This window comes from Streptomyces sp. NTD91 (genome assembly GCF_059510455.1).
Genome location: NZ_JCAJZW010000073.1, coordinates 1 through 24,131 on the forward strand (window position 1 = coordinate 1; position 24,131 = coordinate 24,131).

Below are 24,131 nucleotides of genomic sequence, written 5' to 3' on the forward strand. Positions count from 1 at the left end.
CGACCCGCCCGACGATACATCGGACACCGAAGCATGTGCGAGGGGTGCCGTGGCAGGTCCGCGGCGTCCGAGCCACGGACAGCGGGACCGACCCGTGTGCGGCGCGGCATGCCCCGTCCCTGCGCGGCCCGACCGAGGTCTGCGCAGCCGTGTCCGGCCGGCGAGACCGCCGCGAGGAGCCAGCCGACCATGCGCATGGCGGTGGCGCCGCGGTTGTCGTCCCGAGTGCCCCCGGGACCGGACAGCCATGACGCTCCCCAACCCTTGGACTGTGCAAGGTTTTTGGGAGCGGCTCCTGCCCGGGCTTCTGGCAAAGGAGTGACGGAGAGCCGACACGTCCGATTCCCTGGGAGGCGCAGATGCCCGGCAGCCAGACCACACCCGGCCGCCCCCGACTGCCCGTCGGCTGGCGGCGCTGGGTCGCGCGCCTGCCGATTCCTCTCTTCCGCGGCGGACTGGGACGGTTCTTCGGCGAACGATTCCTCTTGCTGCGCCACACGGGCCGCGTCACGGGTCCTCGAAGTGGTGGAGCACGATGCGTGGACCACGACGTCGACCGGGGACTGCAACGGCTGCGCACCGCTCTCGTCGGCCCCGCTCCCACGCTGGACGACCTCTGCGCCTCGGTCGTCGACACTCTTGCCCCTGACGGACCGGTGGACGACGACATCACCCTCCTCCTGGCCCGCACTCGTCCCGCCCCGCCCCGAGCGTTCCGACAAGGGCGACGTACAGGGCGGTAGGTGGCGAGACCGAGGTATGCCTCGTGGATGTCGTCGTGTCGCTTCCAGCGGGATTCGCGGCTCTGGCCGGGCGCAGGCTCCGCTTTTCGAGTCGCCCCTCGACGCATCACCGGCGAACTGGTGGAAACCCGGAACCCGTCACCGAGCAGCACCAGGCGGGCCACCCGGCCCGCGTACTGCCCGAGGAGAAGGGAGATCCCGTTGTCGCAGGTTGAAGACTCCATCGAGGTCGGCATCCCGGTCCGCGCCGCGTACAACCAGTGGACCCAGTTCGAGGACTTCCCCAAGTTCATGGATGGCGTAGAACGCGTCGAACAGCGCACCGACACCCTCACACACTGGGTGACGAGGATCGACGGGGTCGAGCGCGAGTTCGATGCGGAGATCACCGAACAGATTCCCGACGAGCGCGTCGCCTGGACCACCGTCGACGGTGACGCCAGGCAGGCCGGCGTCGTCACTTTCCACCGCCTGGACGAATCCCGCACCAAGGTCATGCTCCAGCTGCACTACGACCCGAAGGGCCTGACCGAGACCGTCGGCGACAAGCTCGGCTTCGTCGAGCGACGGGCGACCGGTGACCTGAAGCGGTTCAAGGAGTTCATCGAATCCCGCGGGGGCGTCGAGACCGGCGCTTGGCGCGGCGAGGTCTAGCTGTTCTGTCCGGGGAGCGTGCAGGGCCGGTGTTCTGCCTGGCGGGCAGAACACCGGCCCTGTCCCTGGAGAGGTATGCGGCTCTCCGGATGCGGGCTCACGTGGCTCGAGCGAACCGCGTGAGCCGGCCCGGAACACGAACCGGGCTGACGGGCCTCACGAGCGGTACGACCGCCCTGGTGGGCCCGGCGGTGCAGCTCGCGGATGCGCCCCGACCCCGACCGTTCGACGGCCTCCATACACGGCCCGCTGCGGCTACGTGGTGCTCGGCGACGTCAGCGGTGCCGCGGATCCGGGACCGACGGCAACAGGGCACCTGCCTCATCGCCCGCGCCGACGCCGCGTCGGTCCCGGGTGCCTCGGGTGACACCGGGACGCCCGGCGGGTGACGCCACACGCCTGATGAGACGCTCTTGGCCGTACGTGGCCGACGCGAACAGCGGCCGGTCATGCGGTGAGGAGGGAGTCGTCCTGCGGGCGGGCGCCCGGCAACTGGTAGCGGGCGGCGATGAGTGCGGCGTCGATGTCACGAGTGCCGGTTGCCACGCACAGGGTGTAGGCGACGTCGTCCAGGCGCTGGCGTACCTCCGGGCTGCCGTCCTCGGCCTGGAGGATCCGCAGCGTCTCGTACTGTTCGACCAGGTTCGTCAGTACGGCCGGGTGTGCCATCAGCATCGAGAGCCTCCTCGTCACCACAATTCACATGTCCTGTACATCGACCCGTGTGCCCCGGGATCCGGCCGCCATTCCCCCCCGCGCACCTCCGCTCAGCGCGATCGCCGGAAGGCCGATCCCGGACCGCCGGACGGCGCACCGCTGTCGCGGCACCGACGTCGGCGGACTGCAGACTTCCGTACGCGACCGCCGCACCGACGGCGTGCCGGAACCACTCACCGAAACCGAGGACCGGGCCTGCGGCTGCCGCCCCTTCCTGGAGATCCAGGAGCGCGTTGCCGAGGCAGCCGTCAGGCGGTCGCGGACGCCCTCGCCGGCGGACGACGGCCCGTCCACGGCGGTGGCCGGACCGAGGGCACCGGGGGCGAACTGCCGTCCGGCGGGTGGTCGGTTGCTGTCTGCGGACCGGTTCGCCCGCCTGCATCGGGCCAGTTCCGCCACGTGCGCGGCATGGAAGGCAGCAGGACCGCCGGGTACGCACCCGTCCCGCTGCACCTGGTGCAACCCGTGCGCGCCGCGCTGCCGTCGATGGTGGGTGTCCGTCCCGGCGGGCTTGTCCCGTCCGAAGGCCGAAGGCTGCCTCGTCCCGGCCGTGCTGCCGGGCATCGGCGGTGCGGCCACCGCGCGGCGAGACGGCGTGCTCTGGAGGACCATGCTGGAAGGAGCGGAGACCCTGATGCCGCAGAGGAATGCGGGGCCTCGCGGCGCCACACCGCGCCCCGCACCGGCGGCGGACGAGTCCCGGCCCGCCCGTGGCGAGCCGACCCACGAGCACACCGAGCAGTCCGGGACGATGCCGATGCAGACCTTCCTGCCCGATCCCGACTTCCGGCGCTCTGCCCTGCTTCTGGACCGCCGACGGCTGGGCAAGCAGCGGGTCGAGGCCCTGCAGGTGCTGCGCGCACTGACCGTTCCCGGCTACGGCTGGCGCCGGCATCCGGCCGTCCGCATGTGGCGTGGCTACGAGGAGGCGCTGGTCCGTTACGGCCTCGAGGTCTGCCGGGTGTGGCGGGAGCGCGGCCACCAGGACAGCTGCGCCGCCTCCCTGGTCGCCGGATTCGCCCTCTGCCGTCCGGGCGCCGGCGTACGCGACCAGTCCGCTCTCGCCTCTGCCGGGGAGCTGCCGCCGTGGCTCGGTGACGAGGCCTTCCACCTCAGCCACAGGTCCGCGCTCGTCCGCAAGGACCGGGACACCTACGCGTGCGCGTTCCCCGGAGTCCCGGACGACCTGCCCTACGTGTGGCCGTCGTCGGACAGGGACGTCGGCGAGGTGACCGGGCGCTGAGCGGTGACGGCCGGAGCCGGAACGGACGATGCTGCCGGACGTACCCGGCCGACCGGACGTACTGCTCCTTCGTCGGCCGGACCCGGCGAGAAGGCATCTCGGCTCCCTGACGCAGCGGGGCGCGCTGACGCGCGGGCATCCTGCCGGAGCGCGTACTGCCGTGTGGAAGAGTCAGACGCCAGCTGCCGGACGTACCCGGCCGACCGGACGTACTGCTCCTTCGTCGGCCGGACCCGGCGAGAAGGCATCTCGACTCCCTGACGCAGCGGGGCGCGCTGACGCGCGGGCATCCTGCCGGAGCGCGTACTGCCGTGTGGAAGAGTCAGACGCCATTGGCCACGCCGGCCGTTGGAGACCGGACCCCAGGTTGAAGAATCAGGAGTCGTTCCATGTCCGATGAGATCACGCTGCGCCCGGTGACCGCCGACGATCTCGACCTGTTCGAGCGGGAGTTCAGCGGGCCGGAGGGGACCGGCCAGTACCAGTGGTTCGGCTACGGCTCACCGGTCGGTCTGCGCCGGCAGTTCGCGGAGACCGGCCTGCTCGGTCCCGACGGCGGCGTGCTCTGTGTGGCGGAGGCGGGCCGTACGGTGGGTCGCGTCCAGTGGTTCGCCAGCGCCTGGGGGCGGCCCGCCACCTCCACCTGCTGGACCCTGGCGATCGGCCTGCTGCCGGCCGTGCACGGCAGGGGCATAGGCACCCGGGCTCACCGGCTGCTGGCCGAGTACCTCTTCGACCACACCAGGGCCGAGCGGCTCCAAGCCTGGACGGACCGCGCCAACCTCGCCGAACAGCGTGCGTTGGAGAAGGCGGGCTTCGTCAGGGAGGGCGTGCTGCGCTCGGCGCAGTGGCGCGGCGGCCAGTGGCACGATCAGGTGATCTTCTCCATGCTCCGGGCGGAGCGGCCCGGCGGCGAACGACGATGAGCACACGACGGTGATCGGTGTTCACAACCTGGTGACGGGGCCGTCACCCGCCACAACGCCCATGCTCGCCGGCGGAAGCGGTCCCAGCCGTGTTCGGGGCTGTCGCGGGTAGTTCCGTGGGCGGGTGCGGGGTGTCGCCATTGCCCGGCGATCACTTCCGGGGCTAGGCCGTCCTCGACGATCAACCCACGCACGCATTGATGCTACGAGCCGGGACATATCGTCGGCGTATCTGAAATCGGATACGCATCGGCAACACCACGCCGCCTTGACTGGCAGCATGCACCGACCCGCACCATTCGCACGATCAGGGCCCCTCCGGACGCGCCGGCATCTGCGCCAGATCCACGGCAACAGAACCTGGCACCGGGAACTGCGCCCTGAAGCGGTCGACGACGGCTGCCCGGCCATGGATGCCGACCCCTCCGGCGCCCCCAGGACCCTGCAGTGACCGACAGCGACCGAGGACGGACGATGGCGCAGGTGGATACGGCCCAGACCGGGCAGGGCGGCGCAAGCCGCCAGGAGACCGGCGCCGGAACCCGGGGCGCGCGCATCCGCGGGGCGATGCGCGCCGCCTCCCGGCCGGCCCCCTGGAGACGCGGCCTGGTGCTCGCGGCACAGGCGCTGCTGCTCGGGCTGCTCATGCTGCTGCACGCGAAGATCCCGAACCGCGGAACCGGGAACCTCGGCAGCCTGACAGAGACGTTCCTGCCATGGCTCGGCCTGTTCGTCCCGGTGCTGCTGGCCGGGGCGCTGTGGCGCCGCTCCGCCTCCGCGGTGGTCGCAACGCTGCTGCCGGTAGCGGTGTGGCTGAGCCTCTTCGGCGGGCTGCTCGGCGACAAGTCCCACCCGGGCGGCGACCTGACCGTGGCCGAACAGAACGTCGACGCGGACAACCCCGACCCGGCCGGCACCGCCCGCGACCTGGCCGCCTCCGGTGCCGAGGTGCTGGCCCTGGTGGAGCTGACTCCGCGGGCGACGGGCACGTACGAGAAGGAGCTGGCGAAGGCGTACCCATACCACACGGTGCAGGGCACGGTCGGGCTGTGGAGCAAGCTGCCGCTGTCGCGGACCCAGCCGATCGACATCGTGGACTACGGGCCGCTGGCAGCCACCAAGCCGGTCGATGTGAAGATGGCCTCGAACCGGGCGCTGCGCACCACGGTGGCCACGGACCACGGGCCGCTGACGGTGTATGTGGCCCACCTGGGGTCGGTACGGGTGAACCCCAAAGCGGGCTACTGGACAGCCTCGCGGGACAGAGGCGCGCAGGCGCTCGGCAAGGCCGTCGCCGCCGATCCGGGCAAGCGCGTGGTGCTGCTCGGCGACCTGAACGGCACCACGGACGACCGCGCGTTCGCCGGCCTCACCTCTCGGCTGCGCTCCGCCCAGGACGCGGCCGGGGACGGCTTCGGCTTCACCTGGCCGGCAGAGTTCCCGGTGGCGCGGATCGACCAGATCCTGGTCAGAGGCGTGAAGCCGGAGAGCTCGCGGGTGCTGGCGGCCACCGGCAGCGACCACCTGCCGGTGGCGGCCGGCATCAGCTGGTGAACACGGCGCACGGTTCCGCTTCCGACGCGGGCACCGTGGTCACCTTCGCCACCACCACGGGGGGGGGATCCGCCGACCGCCGGCTGGTGGAACTGCCGCTCGCCGTCTTCGAGCGCGCGGACCGTCCCCCGGCCCGGACCGTGCTCTGCTGCCGGACCCTCGCCGACACGTCCCGGGGCGGCGCGCGCACTCCGCCGCGCCCGGCTCGCCGTACCCCGAGATCCGCCACAAGGACGGCACCGCACGGACCCGAGTCCACGCCTGCCCGAGGGCGACCACCTCGTCCGCGGGCTCACGTCGACGAGCCGAGCGACGTCGGCCTCACTGTCCTGTACGGCACGGCCGTGGCGGCCGTCACGAGGGGCAGCGGAACGGGCGCTGAGCGTCGGCGGGCGAACTCCTGAGCCGGGTCGCGGGATCAGCGCCCCGCACAGCATCCGGCAGGCGGCGGGGGCATCCGCCCGCGGTCTGCCGGAGGCGGGCTTCGTACCGACACTCGTCTGGGCTGGTGCGCGTCCGTCGGCGCGATCGTCATGGCCACAGGACCGCCGCGGGAGGCCGTCGGTGTCACCCGTGGACCCGGCCGGCGAGCCGGTGCAGGGTCAGCGCGGCGCCGAAGAGCTGGACGCCGCGGGCGGTGTGCGGGTCGACACCGGTCAGTTCGGCAACACGCGCCAGGCGGTTGTCGACCGTGTTCGGGTGCACGTCGAGTGCCTGAGCCGCACGGCGCCGGTCGAAGTCGCAGTCGAGGAATGCGGCCACGGTCGCGGTCAGGCCGGGGTGGCGGTGCAGCGGTTCGAGCAGGGCACCCAGCTCGGCTGCGCTGTCCGCACCCGCCGAGACATGGTACTCGAGCAGCACGTCCCGCAACCGGTGCAGGCCAGGCTTGTCCGCAACGGATGCGATGCGGCGCGCTCGTTCGGCGGCCGCGGGCACCTCCCCGGCAGTGCCCGCGGTTGCGGCCCCCACGATCGGCGCTGCCGGGGGACGGGAGGAGATCCGGTCGGCCACCGCGTCGAGCGCGATCCGCGAGGGCACCAGGATCCAGCCGCCCCCTTCGTCCGGCAGGCTGAGAAGGCTGCCCTCGGTCGACGGGGCGAGCCGGGCGAGGGTCCGCCGCAGCAGCCTGCGTGCCGCCAGCGGTGTCTGTGGCTCCCGGGCCCGCACACTGAGCACGTGGTATCCGGTTTCCAGCGGCAGCCCACAGCGGGCAGCGACCTCCTCGGGCTCGTCACCCCGGATCAGCGCCCGGGTCAGCTCCCGTGCCGCCCCCTGCTGGTCGGCGAGGCCCGCGAAGTACGCCTCCGTGACGTTCTCGACGGTGGCCCGGAGCGCCCTGAGCTGCATCCGGGTCAGGGACTGCAGCGCCGCTTCCTCACCCGGCCGCGCCAACTCGCTCAACGTGTCCAGCAGCACTTCGGCACCGACGTGGTAGCCCCTGAGCAGCTGTACCAGGGGAAGGCCCTCCACGGCGCGTTCGGCGGCGCGTTCCCGGAACACCTCGATGTCGGTGTCCGGCAGGCCTTGCACGTGGCGGAGGAACCCGCGTATCGCGTGGCGGGCCGTCGCCGCGATCTCCACGTCCCGCATCTCTCCGGGCAGGAGATCGAAGCCGGGCACCTCGGACCGCTGACGTTCCACGATGGCCCTGGCCAGCTGGTTCACCCGCGGTTCGAGGCGTGCGGCCAGCCGGATCGCACCCTCCCGTGCGGCATGTGGTTGTGACATGTCACAACACTAGGCGGCTGTCAGTGGCCTCGCGGCCGATTGCCGCGTGCCTGCGTTCGCGGTGGCATGGGCCCCATGAGCTTCTCCCTCACCGACTACGCGGACCGGGTCTGGCAGGGCGCCGTCGAGGACAGCATCGTCCATGCCGGACAGTCGGGCGCCGGCGTCGTCGAGGTGGTCGACGGCGTCGGCTGGTACCCCGGCTTCGGCAATGTCATCACCTTCCGCACGGACGACGAGGTCGTCCTGTTCGACACCGGCAACCCGTGGGCCGCGGACGAACTCCACCAGGCCGTCCGTGCCTGGAGCCGGCTCCCGGTGACCACCGCCGTCTTCTCTCACGGTCACATCGACCATGTCTTCGGGATGGGCGCCTTCGACGCGGAGGACGCGCCACGCCCGACCGTGCTCGCCCACGAAAGGATCGGGGCGAGGTTCGACCGCTACCTGCTGACGGGCGGCTACAACGCGGTCATCAACCAACGGCAGTTCCAGGTAGCGGACCTGTCCTGGCCCACCCAGTACCGCAGGCCCGACGTGACGTACCGGGAAGCGCTGACCCTCACGCGCGGCCGGCTGACCTTCGAACTCTTCCACGTCGAGGGCGAGACCGACGACGCGACCGTCGCCTGGATCCCCGAACACCGCATCCTGTGCCCCGGTGACATGTTCATCTGGGTGACCCCGAACTGCGGCAACCCGCAGAAGGTGCAGCGCTACCCGCGCGAGTGGGCGCTCGCCCTGCGCCGCATGGCGGCCCTGAGAGCGGAGATCATGCTTCCCTCGCACGGAGCGCCGGTCTTCGGCGCCGACCGGATCCGCCGGGCGCTCACCGAGACCGCGGAATGGCTGGAGAGCCTGGTCCGGCAGACGCTCGACGGACTCGACTCCGGTGCCCGGCTGGACGACCTGATCCACTCCGTGCGACCACCCGCCCATCTGACCGACCGCGTCTACCTGCAAGCCAGGTACGACGAACCCGAGTTCATCGTGCGCAACCTCTGGCGGCGCTATGCCGGGTGGTACGACGGCAACCCCGCGCACCTCAAACCGGCTCCCGCAAGCCGGCTCGCCACCGCGTTGGCGGACCTCGCGGGCGGTGCGAAAGCTCTGTCGGACGCGGCCCGACGCCACGCCGACGCGGGCGAGTTGAGGATCGCCGGCCACCTCGCGGAGTTCGCCGTACAGGCCGCCCCCGACGACGCCGCCACGCACGCCGTGCGCGCGGACATCAACCAGGCGCGCGCCGAGTCCGAGTCCTCCCTGATGGCCCAGGGCATCTTCACCTGGGCCGCCGCGGAGTCACGAGAACGGTGCGGCGACAAGCCCTGACCCGCGCACCGCCGGGGGCAGGGAACTCCGACCTCTTGTCGCGTCCTGGCCCTGCCGGACCCCAAAGCTCGCAAGACCGGCATCACGGCCGCGCCGCCCGCTCCCTGAACCAGGTCCGAGGGCAGCCCGACGGCTCGCACCGGGGGGTACATGTGCCGTCGCACACGACATCCGGAGCCGAAGACGTCAGCCGCGGACGCCGCCGTACCTCACGCGTGCGTCGCACCGTCGGTGGCATGGTCGGCGATCCAGCGGTCGACCCTCGCCCACTGGGCGAGCAGCCAGTCGCTGCGGGCGTCGTCACCCGGCGGGACGCGGCGTGCGGGTATGCGCCACCAGTGCGCCCGCACGCCTTCGCGCAGCGGCAGCCGGCTCCACACGGTGCGCGCCGAGTGGATCACGTCGAGGCCGGTGTGGGCGACGAAGACCACGTCGGCCGCGGGCGCGGCGGCGATCGCGGCGAGGGCGCCGGCATCCTGGGGCGGCAGGACATGGTGCATCCGTTCCGCGCGGGACGCCCGGCGCGGCAGTCCCCGGCGGCGCAGCGAGGCGATCACGCGTCGACGGCGGCGCGGTGTGAAGTTGCCGCCCTCCGGGAAGATCACGAGGGCGTCGCCCGGGCGGAGCCCGCCCGCCAGCTCCGCGATCGCCTCCTCCGCCGTCCGGCCGCACGGCGGGAGGAAGCAGTGCGGCACCCGCCCGATCAGGACGTCGAGAGCGGGGTCGACGCGCAGTGTCCGCTTCAGGACGGTATGGGGACGCAGTCCGATGTGGCTGAGCAATGTCTGAAGCAGGAGGAAGGAGTCGCCGACCCCTGCGTGCCGTGCCAGGACCAGGACGGGCGCCGCCGGGTGTCCCCTCCGGCCCGGGAGCGGAGGCGTCACCTCCACCCGGAGTCCGCAAACCCGCTCGCCCGCACGTCGTAGCAGCCGTAGCAGCCGCTCCAGCAGGGCGAACGCCTCCGCGACGGGCCGCTCCTCGCGGTCCCGCCGGTCGGGCAGCCGGCGCACCCACAGACCGGCGGCGGCCACCACCCCGGCCAAGTCCACCATGAGGTACACAAGGACGAAACCGGTGATCCGCACCGGTCTCCACGGGCCGCGCGTGGCCAGCGAGAAGGGCGCGCAGCACACGCCCGCGGCGACCAGGAGCGCGGCCACCGCAGGGACGAGCGCGAGCAGCAGCGCGGTGGCGGTCGTACGGCGCAGCCCGGTGGCCACGACGCCGGTCAGCCGTGCCGCGCGTCTTCGGTGCGCGCACGCATCGCTCATGGCAAGCCGTCGGATGTGCTCAGAGCGGTCTCGAGGTACCGGGAGGAGGTCGCGTAGGCACGCTCGATGCGCTCGGCGGTCCGGCCGAAGCTGCGGTACCGCAGCTGCCGCAGGGTGGCTGTGCCCTCCTCGGGGCCCGAGCCCGAGGGCAGCACGCGCACCGTGACGCCGGGCGGCAGGTCCGCCATGTCGCGGGCGAACCGGTGTCTGCGAGCGATCTCGAAGGCCACCAGTGCCACCTGCCACGGCGCCCGCGGCGGGGAGAGGGGTCGCTCGACGCGGCCGACCTGCAGGACGTAGACCTCTGTCGCGCCCAGGGCCACCGCACGGCCGACGGGGATGCTGTTGACCAGGCCGCCGTCGACGAAGTGCTCGCCGTCGAGCCGGACGGGCGGCAGCAGCCCGGGCACCGCGCACGAGGCGAGTACGGCGTCCACCAGCGGTCCGGCGGCGAACCAGTGCTCGGCGGCCCGTTCGATGTTCGCCGCGACGCACTGGAACGACAGGGCCAGATCCTCGATACGAGTCACCGGAAGATGGGAGGAGAGCAGTTCACGCAGCGGCGTGGGGTGGTACAGGTGGGTTCCGCTGCGTACGACGGTGCTCAGCCGCCCCAGCAGCGATCCGGAGAACACGCCGGCACGGCCGAGGCCGGTCCACAGGTCGGCGAGCCTGGTCACCGTTGCGGCCGCCGGTTCTGCCGCGACGGCGGCCCCGTTGATCGCGCCGACGGAGGTGCCGACGACGAGATCCGGGTGCACGCCGGCGGCGAACAGCGCCTTCAGCATGCCGACCTCGTAGGCACCGAGCGCACCGCCGCCTCCCAGGACGAAGGCGCGGGTCGGTGCGCGGGTGGGCCGACTGTCCTCCATGGCCGAAGAGTGCCCCGCCACGGCGCCACCAACCGCTGGGGAACCCCCACCGAACGCGGCGGCGGGCGGGACGGGGACGCCTCTCAACCGATCCTTTCCCGTGAGATCGGCGGTCCACGGCGCGCCCCGCACAGGGTCCCTGCGGGATGGTTGGACACCGGGGGAACTGGCCCTGCGCATCGGGCATCTGGCGGCCACGTCACCAAGGCACTGCTCCGGCGTCGTCGAAGAACCGGCCGGTCGGGCCGTCGTCGGGCAGCGTGGCGAGTCGGACCGCGATCGCCGCGCCCTGTTCGGGAGTGCGGACGCCCCGGAAGCCGTTGAGGTCGGTCGCGCAGAATCCGGGGCACGCCGCGTTGATCAGGATGTTCGTGTCGTGCAGTTCCTTGGCGTACTGGACGGTGACGGCGTTGAGGAACGTCTTCGACGGCGCGTACGCGACGGCAATCGGCCCTGTCTGGGCGCCGGGAGTGGTCTGGAGGGTGAGTGATCCGACGCGGCTCGACATGTTCACGATCCGCGGCGAGGCCGAGCGGCGCAGCAGCGGCAGCATCGCGTTGGTGACGCGGATGACGCCGATCACGTTCGTCTCCACGACCGCCCGCACCGTCGCGGCGGCCGCCCTGGTGGGTTCCTGTGGCACGCCACCGGTGATCGCGGCGTTGTTGACGAGCACGTCCAGGCGTCCGGCACGCTCCTCGATCAGGCCCGCGGCGGCGGTCACGCTCGCGTCGTCGGTCACATCGAGCGGTACCCCGAAGGCGTCGGCACCGGCTGCGCGCAGCTTCGCCACGGCCGCCTCGCGGCGCCGGTCGTCACGGGCGCCGACACCGATGCTCCAGCCGAGGGTGCCGAGCCCGGCTGCGATCTCGTACCCGATGCCCTTGTTCGCGCCGGTGACCAGCGCGATGGTCTGTTCGCTCATGCCGTCGATCCTGTTCGGGAACCCGGGGCGCCTCCAACACCGATCGGGTGGGCATCGATACCGCACGGGTATCGGCACTGGTCGGCGCCGGGTAAGGTGGCGGGATGGAGACGCGCGAGTTGGGGTACTTCGTCGCCGTCGCCGAGGAGCTGCACTTCGGGCGCGCCGCGCGGCGGCTGGGGATCGCACAGCCCCCGCTGTCACGGGCGATCCGACAGCTCGAACGGCGCCTCGGGGCGGCGCTGCTGGAACGCACCAGCCGCGGGGTCACTCTCACCGACGCCGGGTCGGTGCTCCTACGGGAGGCCCGGGCGGTGCTGGATGCGGTCGAGGCCGCCGAGCGCCGCACCCGCCGCGCCGCCCTCTCCGCCAACGGCCGGCCCGGACTGGTCCTCGCCACGAAGGCCGGCGCGTCCAGCGAGCTGCTGGCGAAACTACTCGACGCCTACGGCGCCGAACCGGGCGCGGTGGCCGTCGAGGTGCTCCTGTGCGGCCCCGGGGAGCAGGAACGGCTGCTGCGCGACGGGCGGGCGGATGTGGCGTTGCTGCACCGGCCGTTCGATTCGACTGCCGGGTTCGACACCGAGGAGCTCTTCACGGAAGGGCAGGTTGTGGTCCTGCCCGCCGGTCATCCCCTCACCGGCCGGAGCCACGTGGAGATGGCGCAGATCACCGCGCTGCCGGGGCTGCCGATGCCGCGCTGGCCCCGCCCCGACGGCAGCCACCCCGACGGCCCCGGTCCGCAGGTCCGGGACCACACGCAGCTGCTCCAGCTGATCGCGCTCGGCCGGGCCTGCGCCGTCCTGCCGGAGTCATGCCGAGCACACCTGCGCGGCGAGCACACCACCGTGCCGGTGCTCGACGCACCGCTGGTCACGACGGTCATCGCCTGGCCACCGCACAGTCGGTCCCGAGCCGTCGCCGATCTCGTCCGCACCGCGACGGATCTCTGACAGAGCGTCCGGGGTGGCGTTCGTGGTGTGGGCGGCCCGCCGGAGCCGCACGCCATGAGCACCGTGGTCCTCGACCCGGTCCGGTCGGAGGGCGTGCCTGCCGTGGGTGCGCCGGTGACCGGCGTCGACGGCAACCGGGCCGACAGAGCCGTGCTGCCCACCAAGGCGATGTGCGCCCAGAGCCCGATACGGGCACCGCCGGTACAGCCGTCCTGCAGACCGATCCTCCGGCGCACCTGCGCAGCCGGGTGCTCGGCGTGTGGAGCACCGTCGACATGGTGTGGAGCCTCGGCGGACCACCCCTGCTGGGCCTGCTGATGGAGTGGGCCGGTGCCCGCGGCGCCCTGGTCGCCGGCGGGCTGCTCATCGCCGGGTCGATCGGCGGGGGCCCGCTTCTGCGCCGGCGCGGCGCACTGCTGCCGGCGGTCGTGGCCACCCGGGACGGCGACGTCACCGGCCGGGAGGCACTGAGCACGGCGGCCTGACCGACGCGGTCAGCGGGAAGTGCCTGATCGGCGCTGTGACGGCGCCGGGCGAGGCGGCGAGGTACCCGACGCGTCTGCGTCTGCCCAGGAGACGAAGCCGATGGTGGAGTCCACCCTGGCGGCACACCGGCAGTCGATGGGCTGACGGCGTCGGCGGTGCAGGCGAGGGAGGAACCGTCCGGCCTTCCCGGACCGGACCGCGACGTCCACGGGTTAGCCCGGGGGTGTGATTCACCGGGCGCTGCAGGGTGAACCGTGCACGGCTGCTCCGCGTCCACGACAGTCTTCGGCGCTCGGCCGTTAGCGTCGGCTCCTGTGCCGCTGAGCTATGCATTCGTGAACCTCAAACCCGGGGTGGGGAAGACGACCAGTGCCGTCTGGTTGGCTCACGCGCTCCACGCGTCGGGCCTGTCACCGTTGCTCGTGGACAGCGACCCCGCCTCTTCCGCCCTGCGCTGGAGCGAACTGGCGGGTGGTTTCCCGTTCCCCGTACTCGCGCTTCCGGTGAGCGACGTACACCGGCGGGTGAACGACTTTCTCGACAATCGACGGGCAGTCGTGTTCGACGCCCCGCAGCTGGAAGACCATGCCCACATCGCCCGGGGCGTCATGCGGTACGCCGACGAATGGATCGTGCCCGTGACGCCGGCCCCGATCGAGCTGGACCGCATGGCCTCCATCGACCGCGAAATGGACGACATGCAGTCCCTGCGCTCCCGTCCGGCCCGCGCCGCCGTCCTGCTGAACCGCACGAACCGCCCCGACGCCACGCGTACCGGTCCCGACGCCGACGCCCGCGAAGCCCTCACCGAGCGGGGTTTCGACGTGTTGTCCACCCATATCCCTCGGCTCGACCTGTACTCCCAGTCCTTCGGCAGCCCCGTGAGGGTGAAGGGTACGGCGTACATGGATCTCGCCGAGGAGCTCATCAACCGTCAGGACGGGGCATGAACCAGCGCAAGGACACCTACCGAGCCGCACTGCAGCGACGACGGGACACGACGGCCGCCCCCGCTTCCGGTTCCACCAAAGTCACTCGGCTGGACACCCGCTACGTCAAGGTGATCATCGAACTGGACCTCGGCTTCGCGCGTGACCTCACCGACTGGGCCGGACAACCTCTGTCCGCACTCAAGCGCGCCGGCGAGACAGTCCTACGTCCGTTGCGGCAGGACCGGTAGGGCAGCCCCCGATCTGGTATCGCTCCGTGCCCTGCGCGTGGGGGAACGGACGCGTCGCCGGCCGTCGCCCGATACCCCGCGAGGCGAGACCAGGAAGCTGCGAGGGCTCGCGCAACGGCCGGCGCATCAGGCGGGCGCAACAGCGCGGCGGTGCCCCGGTCAGCGATCCAGTGCGGGCAGGTGGGCCGGCCCGGTGTCGATGCGGTCGACGGTCTCGTGCAGGGCGCTGTCGGGGCCGATGACGGTTTCGACGGCGCCGGGCAGCAGATCACGCGGTCGGGGTACCAGTCGCGCAGTTGTGCCTCGTTGACGTCGCCGGCGATCGGCTTGGTGGTGTGCCGGGCAAGGGTTTCGACGAACGGCACGTCCAGGTAGTAGGCGTGCTTCGCGGCCGTCGGCGTCGAGCCGGACCCAGCCGGCCTGGAGGCACTGCCCGAGTTGGTGGAGGCGGGGAGGCTTCGGGTGCGCCTGCACGAGGTGTTCCCGCCGGAGAAGGTGCCTGCGGCGCACCGGGGGCCGGCTGCCGACGGCGGGCAGGGCAAGCTCCCGATCACGGTCCGAAAGGATCGCGGTCGTGGTCGGCACCGACGTCCAACCGTCTCCGGACCAGGACCGACCTTGTCGTCAGTCTCCCTTCGCAGGCCATCGGCGACCGGGACGTTGACCGGACGAGGCCTCCGGATGCGTCGGTCCGGCGGACGTCCGGCGTCCGAGGAGTGTTCGCCGCACGCCACGCCGTGCTCCATCACCTCCGACGCCACACGGGAGAATCCCCTATTGTCGCCTCGATCACCTGACGGGGCCACTCCGGGTGAGCCGGGCGGCCATCGTGGTGATACTGGGACCGGGTGGGCCGAGAGGAACGACATCTCTAGTGAGGCATATCTGGAAGGAGAGCCTCATGCGTCATCTCGCGATCCCTGCCGCGGCCGTTCTCGTCCTGGCCGGGACGGCTCCGACGAACGCCGGTGGCCTCGGCCTCGCAGCCGCGCACAGCTCGCCACCGTCCGGCCGTACCAGGCCGGTGGACTGCGGCAGGGGCTTCAACGACCTCTCTTTGCAGGCTGTCACGGCCCGTGCCGGCAAGTCCGCGTGTGCCACGGCCAGGCAGGTCTCCGCCGTGTACGGCAAGGCGGTCGAGAGCGGCAGGAGGCCGCCCGTCACGGTCAGCGTGCACGGCACGTCCTGGAAGTGCGAGGAAAAACAGCCCGCCGGTGCGCCGAACCCGCACATCGAGTGCGCCCACGGCAAGCAGTCCCAGGAACGGGTGCTGCTCATCTCCTGACCGCCGGCCTGTGTGGCACCCACGCACGCACGCCACCGGGCGAAGGCGTGGCAGCGCACGCCGCCTTGGGGCTCGGGGGCGTTCGGGGCGCCCGTCGTGCCGTTCCGCGGTGGCTCGGCGGGCGTTCGGGAAGGAAGGCGTGCGTGTCACGGCTGCGGACCGGGCGGGCATGACGGAGAGCTTCTCGCAGCGAAGCCGCCGGTGTGGGGCGCCGTGGTGCCGCTCCCCCTCGTCCGGGCCGTGACCCAAGATCGATTGTCAGTGGTGCGTGAGAGGGTTGGAGCATCCAGTCGGAAAGAGGGGGAGCTGTCATGTCCGGAAAGCAGAACTACATCAACCACGTCGCCCTTGTGCTGGATGCCAGTTCGTCCATGTCGCATCTGAGCCGCAAGGTCGTCGAAGTCGCCGATCAGCAGATCGCGTACCTGGCCCGCCGATCGAGGGAACTGGACCAGGAAACCCGCGTCACGGTGTACGTCTTCGCAGACAGGGTGGAGTGCGTCATCTACGACAAGGACGTGCTGCGGATGCCGTCGCTGGAGCAGTTGTACCGGGTCGGTGGAATGACGGCTCTGCTGGCGGCCGCGCTGAAGTCACAGCGGGAGCTGGCGCAGACGGCTCAACTGTACGGTGACCACAGCTTCCTGACGTTCGTGCTCACCGATGGGCAGGAGAACGCCAGCCATCGCTGCCCCGACGCTCCAGCCACGGATCCGCGGCAACTGGTCGACGCTGTGGCCGAGATGATCGAGACGCAGCAGGACAACTGGACCCTGGCCGTCCTCGTACCGGACCAGGCCGGCAAGCGCGAGGCCATGCAGTGCGGCTTCCCGAAGGACAACATCGCCATCTGGGACGCCACGAGCACACAGGGCCTGGAGGAGGCCGGGCAGGTCATCCAGCAGGCCACCGAGAAATTCATGGTGGGCCGCACCCGGGGCATCCGGGGATCGCGGGCGGTGTTCTCCACGGGGGCCGAGGCGGTCAACAAGGACACCATCAGGGCGGCCGGCCTCATCCCTGCGGACCCCTCCCACTATGAGCTGATCCCTGTCACTCGTGACGCGGCGATCCGGGACTGGGTCGTCGAATGCGGGCACACCTACCGTACCGGTGGCGCGTTCTACCAGCTGAGCAAGTCGGAGAAGATACAGGCGCGGAAGCAGATCGCGGTGCTGGAAAAGAAGACGGACCGGGTGTACACGGGGCCCGAGGCCCGAGCCCTGCTCGGCCTGCCGGACGTGGAGGTTCGCGTCAAGCCGGACCACAACGACGACTTCACGATCTTCGTGCAGAGCACCAGCGTGAACCGGAAGCTCGTTCCGAACACACGTCTGCTGCTCATGCACTGAGCGCCTTGCACCTGAACACCGGGAGACATCCCCGGGCCCACCAAGTCGCGCCGGGACCCGTCGTGAAGCCGGCAGACGGGCAGGTACGCCTGCTGGTGGGGGAAGCGGCGTGCCGCCTCGGCATCGAGGTCGGCGCCCACCGTCCACATGTCCGCTGCTGCGGCCTGAACCTCCGTGGTCGTGGTCGCTCCGCGCGCCGGGACCAGCTCTTGAGCCGTGTCCCGCACATCACCGGATCAGCCGAGCAGGGCTCGCCCCTTCCACCGGGCTGATGCACGGTGGAAGAGGAACGCCGATCCTCTCCCCCAGTCGAGGATGGCAGCGCAACGGGCGGCCGGCACCTTCGCCACATCAGCCGGCCGCCCCTTCCTCTCGCGCTCGCCCGGTCCGCCACCTCGGCATCCGATGGAACGACACGGACACAGCAAAGCGGCCTCGGCCGGGCCTTCGTGATGCCCGCCGGGTCCCTGGCCCGCTTGGGTCTCCGGCGTCCAGGCGCACGGAGCGAATACACCGCGATGTGCTTCATCCACGCCGGTCCGAACGGCACGGTCGACTCGCCCGCCACCGGTGCAGCGCTGAGGATGGGTTCGGTTGACCGCGCATGAGGTGAATGACGCGCAACGCCCAAGCCTTGGTCGCTCCGACGCGATCGGGCATCGAGCCGTCGTGTCCGCGCTCGGCGGCCCACACGTCGCGTCGTGCGGGAGCCCGGCCGATACGCGGCCGTTGAAGACGTCGTGGTCGCCCGTCACCACGTGGGCCGGCAGCGATGCCCGGCCCGAGTGAGAGCCTGGAGGCTGAAGTGAGCACTGGACATGCGGTGGGCAGCCTGGTCGTTGTCGGCGTGGACGGCTCGTCGGCGAGCAACGCCGCGGTGGTACAAGCCGCCCGGGAAGCCCAACGGCGTCGTGCGAAGCTCCGTGTGGTGCACGCCTTCAGCCGGCCGGTCGGGCCCATGTATGCGCCGCTTGACCCTCCGCCGCTCGATCACCTGGCACAGGACGCCGCAGAACGTGCCCGAAGTGTGGCTCCTGACATCCACGTCACCGGCACCGTGGTGACCGGCGGTGCGGTGTCGGTGCTGGTGGCCGAGTCGCGAGCCGCGGACCTGGTGGTCGTCGGCAGCCGGGGCATCGGGGGGTTCGTCGGCATGCTGCTGGGTTCCACGGCGGTGTCCCTGGCCGCCCACGGCGAGTGCCCGGTGATGGTGGTCCGCGAGGAATCGGACCACACCGGGCCGATCGTGCTGGGTGTCGACGGTTCTGCCCACGGTGAGAAGGCCATCGAGTTCGCCTTTGCCGAGGCTGCGCTGCGAAGGGCCGAGATCGTCGCCGTACATGCGTGGCTGCCGGACTATGCGCCGGCCGGGACGGGTGTGGAGAGCGGGGAGCGCCTGCTGGCTCTGGCACTCGCCGGTCGCGGGGAAAGGTATCCGGACGTCACGGTCGGACAAGAGGTGGCGAGCGGCGAGACCCGCGAAGTCCTGATCGAGGCGAGCAAGACGGCTCAGCTGATGATCGTCGGGGCCAGAGGTCGCGGCGGCTTCGGCGGACTGCTTCTGGGCTCGGTGAGTCAGGCGCTGCTACACCACGCCCACTGTCCGGTCACCGTCGTCCGCGGCAATGCGTGATCACAAGAGGCCTCATCGTGGCGGTTCGCCGCCGTCGGACGCAGACGACCTACGGGGCCGCCCGGGGTGACAGCGGAACTGCGCGCCACAGCCCCCGTACGGCGGCTGCAGGCACGGTGTCGGTGCCGCTCCGTCCCCCATCTGCCCTTCGGTGCGGGCAGGGCTCTGCCCAACGTGCTGCGCTCCGGACTGGAGCCGGAGGGGATGATCCTCGACAGGACGGGCATCGGCTCACGTGCCCAGCCCTTCACCTCGCTGTCGCTGACCGCACCGATGGAACCGCCCGAGCTGCCCGCCTACGGGCATCTCCTCCTGGACGTCATGCGAGGGGATCCGGCGCTGTCCATCCGGGGTGACGAGGCCGAGCAGGCGTGGCGGGTCCTGACACCCGTGTCGAGCGCTTGGGAAAGGGACCTGGTCCCGCTGCAGGCGTATCCGGCCGGCTCCGACGGACCTCCCGCACGGCCGCACGAAGGCGAACAACGCGGCGCAGCGCGTGCTGCATCCTGAAGCGACTCCGGACGATGCGCCCTGACAGCCGGGGTACGGCCTCCAGCGCTGAGCGTCCGCCCCCGTGCGTCGTGGTCCTGGGCGTCGCGGGAGTGGGCACGCGCCCACCGCGTGACCCGGGGCTGCCCAGGTCCATGGCCTTGGGCCACCACGGGACCGGTGCCGCCCCACAGGTGGGGCAGGACCAGCGCGATTCAGGGTGATCCGCTTCCAGCGGTACGACGGCGGGTGCCACCCACTGCCACGTCCTCACCAGGTGACGGGCAGTTCGGCGAGGCGGTGGAAGACGGGGTGCTCACGGAAGCGGAGCCGGGACGGCTCGCACGCCAGGCGGAGGGAAGGCAGCCTGGCGAAGAGGGAGTTGAGGGCGAGTGTCACCTCCAGGCGGCCCAGCGACGCGCCGAGGCAGAAGTGTGAGCCATGACCGAACAGCAGATGGGCGGAGGCATCGCGGTGGATGTCGAGGTGTTCCGCGCCGGGGAAGAGGGCGGGGTCGTGGTTGGCGGCGAGCAGGCTGATCATCACCGACTCGCCCTTGCCGATCAGGGTCTCGCCGACGAGGAGGTCCTCGGTGGCCTGGCGCACGACGCCGTCCTGGACGATCGTCCAGAAGCGCATCGACTCCTCCACGAACTGCGGCAGGAGCGCGGCGTCCTCGGCGAGGACCTCGGCGCGCAGGCGGTCGTCGGTCAGCAGGCTCAGCGCGCTGAGGGCGATCTGGGTGGCGGTCGACTCGTGGCCCGCGACGAGCAGCAGTTTGAGGACTCCCAGCAGATCCGCGCGGTCCAGTTCGCCGGTGGCCACGTGGTTGACCACGAGGCGGCTGACCAGGTCGTCACCCGGGTCGTACTCCTTGGCGCGCGCTCGTTCGTCGAGGAAGGCGATGATCCGGTGGTGCGCCGCCAGGGAGAGAACCGGGTCACCGTCCGTGAGGAGGATCTGGGTCTGTTCCAGGAAGAACGCGGTGTGCTCGTCGGGTATCCCCATCAGCCGGGCGATGACCAACGCCGACACCTTGGCGGCGAAATCCGTGACGAGGTCCGCGGGTTGAGGGCCGGCTGCGAGCGCGTCGGCCGTCTCGTCGGTCAGCTCCTGGAGCCGGGGGCGCAGCGCGCGCACCCGGCGCACGGTGAACTCTGGTGCGACCATCCTGCGCAGTCGGCCGTGCTCCGGATCGTCCATGCGCAGGAATCCGCTCGGCCGGGCGTCGCCGGGCACGGGAAAGCGCAGCGGAAAGCCGGGCCGGGTCTCGTCGGCGCTCAGCCTGGGGTCCTTGAGGGCGGCCTTGACATCGTCGTAACGGGTGATCAACCAGACCAGCTGTTCCTCACCGGCGCCCGCCGGCAGACGGACCAGCGTCGGCGGGCCGTCGCGCACCACACCGAGAGCAGGCGGCGGCGACATCGGACACACGCGGGCGAGCGGCCAGTCGAGCACGCTGGAATCTTCACCGGGCATGGTCCTTCCCTTCATCGCGTACGGATACCCGCGCCGCCCGGCGTCCCCGGCGGCGGGTGCCTCAACCGGGCCAGCCAAGCACCCACCGCTGACCGGCCACTGACCCCGCCAGGGGCCACCCGCGGCCCTCGGCCGCCAGGCCGGCCCCACGGCGCGCATCTTCGCGAGTACGGAACGTGACCATCGGCACTGCGTCGCCGCCCAGCGGCTTCGGCCTCGCTCGTCATCCCCGTCGCCCTTTCCAGGGAGTGGTCCGTGTGACCGCTGCGACGGGCGGGGACTCGGGATGAGACGGACAATGTTTCTCATACGACGGCGGGGGCGTAGGCACGGGAGGTGGCCATGGGCATTCCTTTCGGGCCGCACCTGGCGGTGCCGGGACTGTCACCGGCGCGCGGTGTGGGTATCGAGGCCGGCCGGGCGGCTGTGCGGCTGATGCAGCTTCCGCTGGACGTGGCTGCCGGGAGTGTCGTGCAGCTGGCAGGGCGCCTTTCTTGGGCTCTGCCGAGACGGAGGACCGGCCTGGAAGCACCACCACCACCGACGGCCGCGAGAAACCCGGTACTGCTGGTCCACGGGCTTTCCGACGGCGAATGCGTCGTCTCGTCGTTGCAGCGGGGTCTGGACGGCGTCGGCGCAGGGCCGTACTTCGAGGTGGGCTGCTCCGCGTTCACTCCGGACATTCGCGCGGCGGCTCAGGACCTGGGAGAGCGCGTGGAACGTGCCTGCGAAGGCCACGGCACCCGGAGCATCGTCATCATCGGATACAGCCTGGGAGGGCTGATCGCCCGCTATTACGTGCAGCGGCTGGGCGGTGACGCACGCGTGCCGCTGCTGATCACTCTGGCGACGCCGCACGGCGGGACCGCCACGGCCCTGCTGGCCCCGCCGCATCCGCTCCTGCGCCAGCTACGGCCGGGCAGCGGTCTGCTGACCGAACTCGCCGAGCCGGCACCGGAATGCCGCACCCGGTTCGTGGCCTTCTACAGCGATCTGGACGAGGTCGTCATCCCGGCGGCCAGAGGCCGCATCGATCACCCCGACCTCATGGCACGCAATGTCCTCGTGCCCGGGGTCGGCCATCTGACGCTTCCCCTGCACCGGCCGGTCATCGAGCACGTGCGCTCGCTGCTGACCGCGACCTGGCAGGCCACGCCGGCCGTGCTCCCCCTGGACGACGGCTCCGCGCAGGGCGAGGAACTGCCGCCGCGCAGGCGGACATCGCCGGGTTCCCCGTGACAGCCGGGCCGCAACGGAGGACGCTGGGACGTAGCCGATAGGAACGTCAGCATCTGCGCGGACGGACAGCATGGCCTCTTCGCCCAGCCCCGAGAGCCGGTCGACGGTTCGCCCCTACCGCCCGGAGGACGAATCGGCGGTGCGCGACCTGATCGATGCCGACCGGCTGCCGGGACAGCCTCCCTGCGTTCCGGGGAAGCCGGCCGCAGAGCGAGGCGCGGCCGCTCCCCTGTCGGACTGGGCGACGCCCGCGCGGCCCCGCACCAGTGTGCTCGTCGGTGCAGGGGACCGCGCCCGAGGGCTCATCACGTACCTCTTCTGGGCGGATGTGCGAACCGGCCAGATCTGCCGGCTCCACGCCCACGAGAATCCGACCGCGCTGCGCGCCCTGATCGGCCACGCCCTCGGCGCCCTGGGCCCCTGCCTGCGGGTCGAGGCGTTCGTGGGTGCCCCAGCGGGCGCTCCGGGGACGGTGGGCCTGCCCCGCACCCGTCGCGCCGCCACCCATGACGCCTTGGTGCAGTCGGGCTTCACGGGCCGCCGCCAGGGCTGCTACCTGCACCGTCCGCTCCCCGCCGAGGTCCCGTCCGCCGACGTGGTTGCCGACGTCCTCCCCTGCGAAACGCCGCCCGGCCGCCGGCTGATCATCCGTGAGACCGCCGAACCCGTCGCCGAAGCCGTGGTCAGTGCGGGGCCCGAGGGCACCGCGACCATCCACTGGATCGAGACCCTGCCCTCCCGCCGCCGCCGTGGTCTGGCCCGCCTCCTGCTCGGTCAGGCGCTGACCCTTCTGGCCGAGGAGGGCGCCACCGAGGTCTCCCTCGTCCTCGACGACACCCCCCAGCACAGCCCCGGCAACACCGCGGCCTCCCGGCTCTTCGACTCCTTCGGCTTCACTTTCGTGGACCACCTGTGGGGCTACCAGCGCCAACGCCCCCGAGCCACGCGCCTTGACGCATGAGCCCGAGGGCGGGCCGGCCCGGTCCTCGCCCGACGTGCCTGCGGCGGATCCGTCGCGTCTGCGACCGATGTACGGCGGCTCCGGGCTCACCGGGCAGGACCATGGACGAGTCTGTTCACACGGGGACCCGTTCGGCGGCCGCGAGGACGGAGGTGCGTGCCTGATGGCGGCGCTCGTAGTCGAGGACCCTCCGGGTGACGCGCTCGGTGGCCTCACCCAGCCGTTTGACGATCTCGTCCTCGTGCATACCGTCGTAACCGGGCCAGGGCTCGGGCCCGAGCAGGTCCGCGACCCGGGTCAGGACCGCGGGACGCGCGGCGTGGGAACGCTCGTACGCGCCGACGCGAGCCAGATCCGACTGGGGCAGCTGTGGCAGCCGCTCGAGAATCGCCCGGGCGCTCAGCCTGCGGTAATCGGGGATCGGCAGATCCATCTCCGAGATGAGCGCTCCGTCCGGCGTGCCCTGGATCCGGTCCGCTCCCGGCATCCGCTCGGCCGTCTCCCGCAGCCAGTTGCTCCATTCGCGTACCGCCTGGGTGGCCCGACCGGCGCCCATTCCGTCGCCGGACGCGACCGTTGCCTGGGCATGGTGCTCCAGACTGTCGCCGAGTTCCACGAGTGTCTCCTCGCCGTCACGGCGAATGGACCGCAGCAGATCCGTGGTGGCACCGTCCTGGGCCTCCTGGGCGATCTGCTCGGCGGCCCGGCAGATCGCCCCGGCGAAGGCGGTGAGGGCGTACTCGTCCTCGACGTTCTTGAGCAGCTGATGCTCCGTGGCCGTCCCCGCGCCCCGCAACAGGGCGTTCGGTACGACCTTGGCCGCGGTCAGGGGCAGCCGGACGGCCTGCCTGGTGAGGTACCAGACGTTCCCGGCGACGGCCTGCGCCAGTCCACGGGGCTTCAACGAGGCCAGGCGCTCGTCCAGGAGGTACACATGGCCGCGGGCGTCGCCGGCGCGGCGCTCCAGGACCTCCCGGTACTCACCCGGAGGGGTGACCGCGAGATGGGCTTTGAAACGGTCGGCGAGCGCCGCTTCGGCCTCACGGACCTCACGCAGCGCGGGAACGAGCATGTCTGTGGCTACGGCCATCACGTTTCCTTCGGCTAGG

22 protein-coding genes and 2 pseudogenes are annotated in these 24,131 nt (G+C 71.6%); 16 read left to right on the plus strand and 8 right to left on the minus strand.

Going from position 1 to position 24,131, the window contains the following annotated elements; all coding sequences use genetic code 11:
• Window positions 1–539: 539 nt before the first annotated feature.
• Together AC5WRT_RS37075 and AC5WRT_RS37080 are read left to right on the plus strand one after the other, a co-directional pair.
• Window positions 540–743 (plus strand): hypothetical protein, encoded by a 204-nt coding sequence (locus AC5WRT_RS37075; RefSeq protein ID WP_496098536.1) that lies wholly within the window; start codon window positions 540–542, stop codon window positions 741–743.
• A 201-nt stretch (window positions 744–944) separates the two neighbouring features.
• Window positions 945–1,397: an SRPBCC family protein gene (locus tag AC5WRT_RS37080; RefSeq protein ID WP_496098537.1), complete on the plus strand. Its 453-nt coding sequence runs from the start codon at window positions 945–947 to the stop codon at window positions 1,395–1,397.
• Window positions 1,398–1,844: 447 nt separating this feature from the next.
• On the opposite strand, the gene AC5WRT_RS37085 is transcribed toward AC5WRT_RS37080, so the two are convergent.
• Window positions 1,845–2,072 carry a DUF5133 domain-containing protein gene (locus AC5WRT_RS37085; protein WP_496098538.1) on the minus strand — a complete coding sequence of 76 codons (228 nt, stop codon included), beginning with the start codon at window positions 2,070–2,072 and terminating at the stop codon, window positions 1,845–1,847.
• A gap of 799 nt (window positions 2,073–2,871) precedes the next feature.
• Here AC5WRT_RS37085 and AC5WRT_RS37090 point away from each other — a divergent pair.
• From AC5WRT_RS37090 to AC5WRT_RS37100, 3 genes are all read left to right on the plus strand, one after another.
• Window positions 2,872–3,357: an MSMEG_6728 family protein gene (locus AC5WRT_RS37090; RefSeq protein WP_496098556.1), complete on the plus strand. Its 486-nt coding sequence runs from the start codon at window positions 2,872–2,874 to the stop codon at window positions 3,355–3,357.
• Window positions 3,358–3,746: 389 nt separating this feature from the next.
• Window positions 3,747–4,283 (plus strand): GNAT family N-acetyltransferase, encoded by a 537-nt coding sequence (locus AC5WRT_RS37095; protein WP_496098539.1) that lies wholly within the window; start codon window positions 3,747–3,749, stop codon window positions 4,281–4,283.
• A gap of 567 nt (window positions 4,284–4,850) precedes the next feature.
• Window positions 4,851–5,837 (plus strand): endonuclease/exonuclease/phosphatase family protein, encoded by a 987-nt coding sequence (locus AC5WRT_RS37100; RefSeq protein WP_496098557.1) that lies wholly within the window; start codon window positions 4,851–4,853, stop codon window positions 5,835–5,837.
• Window positions 5,838–6,404: 567 nt separating this feature from the next.
• Here the strand turns inward: AC5WRT_RS37100 and AC5WRT_RS37105 are convergent.
• Window positions 6,405–7,565, minus strand: a complete 1,161-nt coding sequence (locus AC5WRT_RS37105) for a PucR family transcriptional regulator (protein WP_496101033.1) — start codon at window positions 7,563–7,565, stop codon at window positions 6,405–6,407.
• Between the two features lie 75 nt (window positions 7,566–7,640).
• Here AC5WRT_RS37105 and AC5WRT_RS37110 point away from each other — a divergent pair, with 75 nt between their 5' ends.
• A complete protein-coding gene (locus tag AC5WRT_RS37110) occupies window positions 7,641–8,897 on the plus strand; it encodes an alkyl sulfatase dimerization domain-containing protein (RefSeq protein WP_496098541.1) in 1,257 nt (418 codons plus the stop codon).
• A gap of 209 nt (window positions 8,898–9,106) precedes the next feature.
• Here the strand turns inward: AC5WRT_RS37110 and AC5WRT_RS37115 are convergent, their stop codons facing one another.
• From AC5WRT_RS37115 to AC5WRT_RS37125, 3 genes are all read right to left on the minus strand, one after another.
• Complete coding sequence (locus tag AC5WRT_RS37115; RefSeq protein WP_496098542.1) at window positions 9,107–10,168, minus strand: 1-acyl-sn-glycerol-3-phosphate acyltransferase; 1,062 nt, start codon at window positions 10,166–10,168, stop codon at window positions 9,107–9,109.
• Entirely contained in the window at window positions 10,165–11,040 is an 876-nt protein-coding gene (locus AC5WRT_RS37120; RefSeq protein WP_496098543.1) for a patatin-like phospholipase family protein, read from the minus strand. The genes AC5WRT_RS37115 and AC5WRT_RS37120 overlap by 4 nt, the downstream gene beginning before the upstream one ends.
• Window positions 11,041–11,239: 199 nt before the next feature.
• Window positions 11,240–11,965 carry an SDR family oxidoreductase gene (locus AC5WRT_RS37125; RefSeq protein ID WP_496098544.1) on the minus strand — a complete coding sequence of 242 codons (726 nt, stop codon included), beginning with the start codon at window positions 11,963–11,965 and terminating at the stop codon, window positions 11,240–11,242.
• Window positions 11,966–12,069: 104 nt separating this feature from the next.
• On the opposite strand from AC5WRT_RS37125, the gene AC5WRT_RS37130 reads away from it, so the two are divergent.
• The 4 genes and pseudogenes from AC5WRT_RS37130 to AC5WRT_RS37145 all read left to right on the plus strand — a co-directional run bounded on the left by AC5WRT_RS37130 (window position 12,070) and on the right by AC5WRT_RS37145 (window position 14,584).
• Window positions 12,070–12,918 carry a LysR family transcriptional regulator gene (locus AC5WRT_RS37130; protein WP_496098545.1) on the plus strand — a complete coding sequence of 283 codons (849 nt, stop codon included), beginning with the start codon at window positions 12,070–12,072 and terminating at the stop codon, window positions 12,916–12,918.
• Window positions 12,919–13,097: 179 nt separating this feature from the next.
• A pseudogene (locus AC5WRT_RS37135) lies at window positions 13,098–13,403 on the plus strand (MFS transporter); the annotation flags it as partial.
• Window positions 13,404–13,718: 315 nt separating this feature from the next.
• Window positions 13,719–14,354 (plus strand): nucleotide-binding protein, encoded by a 636-nt coding sequence (locus AC5WRT_RS37140; protein ID WP_496098546.1) that lies wholly within the window; start codon window positions 13,719–13,721, stop codon window positions 14,352–14,354.
• A complete protein-coding gene (locus AC5WRT_RS37145) occupies window positions 14,351–14,584 on the plus strand; it encodes a hypothetical protein (RefSeq protein ID WP_496098547.1) in 234 nt (77 codons plus the stop codon). The genes AC5WRT_RS37140 and AC5WRT_RS37145 overlap by 4 nt, the downstream gene beginning before the upstream one ends.
• Window positions 14,585–14,743: 159 nt before the next feature.
• Here the strand turns inward: AC5WRT_RS37145 and AC5WRT_RS37150 are convergent.
• Window positions 14,744–14,967, minus strand: a pseudogene (locus tag AC5WRT_RS37150) (P-loop NTPase family protein); the annotation flags it as partial.
• A 518-nt stretch (window positions 14,968–15,485) separates the two neighbouring features.
• Here AC5WRT_RS37150 and AC5WRT_RS37155 point away from each other — a divergent pair.
• The 4 genes from AC5WRT_RS37155 to AC5WRT_RS37170 all read left to right on the plus strand — a co-directional run bounded on the left by AC5WRT_RS37155 (window position 15,486) and on the right by AC5WRT_RS37170 (window position 19,364).
• Window positions 15,486–15,869, plus strand: a complete 384-nt coding sequence (locus tag AC5WRT_RS37155; protein WP_496098548.1) for a hypothetical protein — start codon at window positions 15,486–15,488, stop codon at window positions 15,867–15,869.
• 311 nt (window positions 15,870–16,180) lie between these two features.
• A complete protein-coding gene (locus AC5WRT_RS37160; RefSeq protein WP_496098549.1) occupies window positions 16,181–17,221 on the plus strand; it encodes a vWA domain-containing protein in 1,041 nt (346 codons plus the stop codon).
• Between the two features lie 823 nt (window positions 17,222–18,044).
• Entirely contained in the window at window positions 18,045–18,854 is an 810-nt protein-coding gene (locus AC5WRT_RS37165; RefSeq protein WP_496098550.1) for a universal stress protein, read from the plus strand.
• 174 nt (window positions 18,855–19,028) lie between these two features.
• Window positions 19,029–19,364 carry a hypothetical protein gene (locus AC5WRT_RS37170; protein WP_496101034.1) on the plus strand — a complete coding sequence of 112 codons (336 nt, stop codon included), beginning with the start codon at window positions 19,029–19,031 and terminating at the stop codon, window positions 19,362–19,364.
• Between the two features lie 249 nt (window positions 19,365–19,613).
• Here the strand turns inward: AC5WRT_RS37170 and AC5WRT_RS37175 are convergent, their stop codons facing one another.
• Entirely contained in the window at window positions 19,614–20,822 is a 1,209-nt protein-coding gene (locus tag AC5WRT_RS37175; protein ID WP_496098552.1) for a cytochrome P450, read from the minus strand.
• 342 nt (window positions 20,823–21,164) lie between these two features.
• Here AC5WRT_RS37175 and AC5WRT_RS37180 point away from each other — a divergent pair, with 342 nt between their 5' ends.
• Together AC5WRT_RS37180 and AC5WRT_RS37185 are read left to right on the plus strand one after the other, a co-directional pair.
• The gene (locus tag AC5WRT_RS37180) at window positions 21,165–22,061 is read left to right on the plus strand and encodes an esterase/lipase family protein (protein ID WP_496098553.1); all 897 of its coding nucleotides are present in this window, start codon (window positions 21,165–21,167) and stop codon (window positions 22,059–22,061) included.
• Window positions 22,062–22,131: 70 nt separating this feature from the next.
• Entirely contained in the window at window positions 22,132–23,022 is an 891-nt protein-coding gene (locus AC5WRT_RS37185) for a GNAT family N-acetyltransferase (protein WP_496098554.1), read from the plus strand.
• A 115-nt stretch (window positions 23,023–23,137) separates the two neighbouring features.
• On the opposite strand, the gene AC5WRT_RS37190 is transcribed toward AC5WRT_RS37185, so the two are convergent.
• On the minus strand, window positions 23,138–24,131 hold a 994-nt coding region (locus AC5WRT_RS37190), incomplete at its 5' end, for a hypothetical protein (protein ID WP_496101035.1).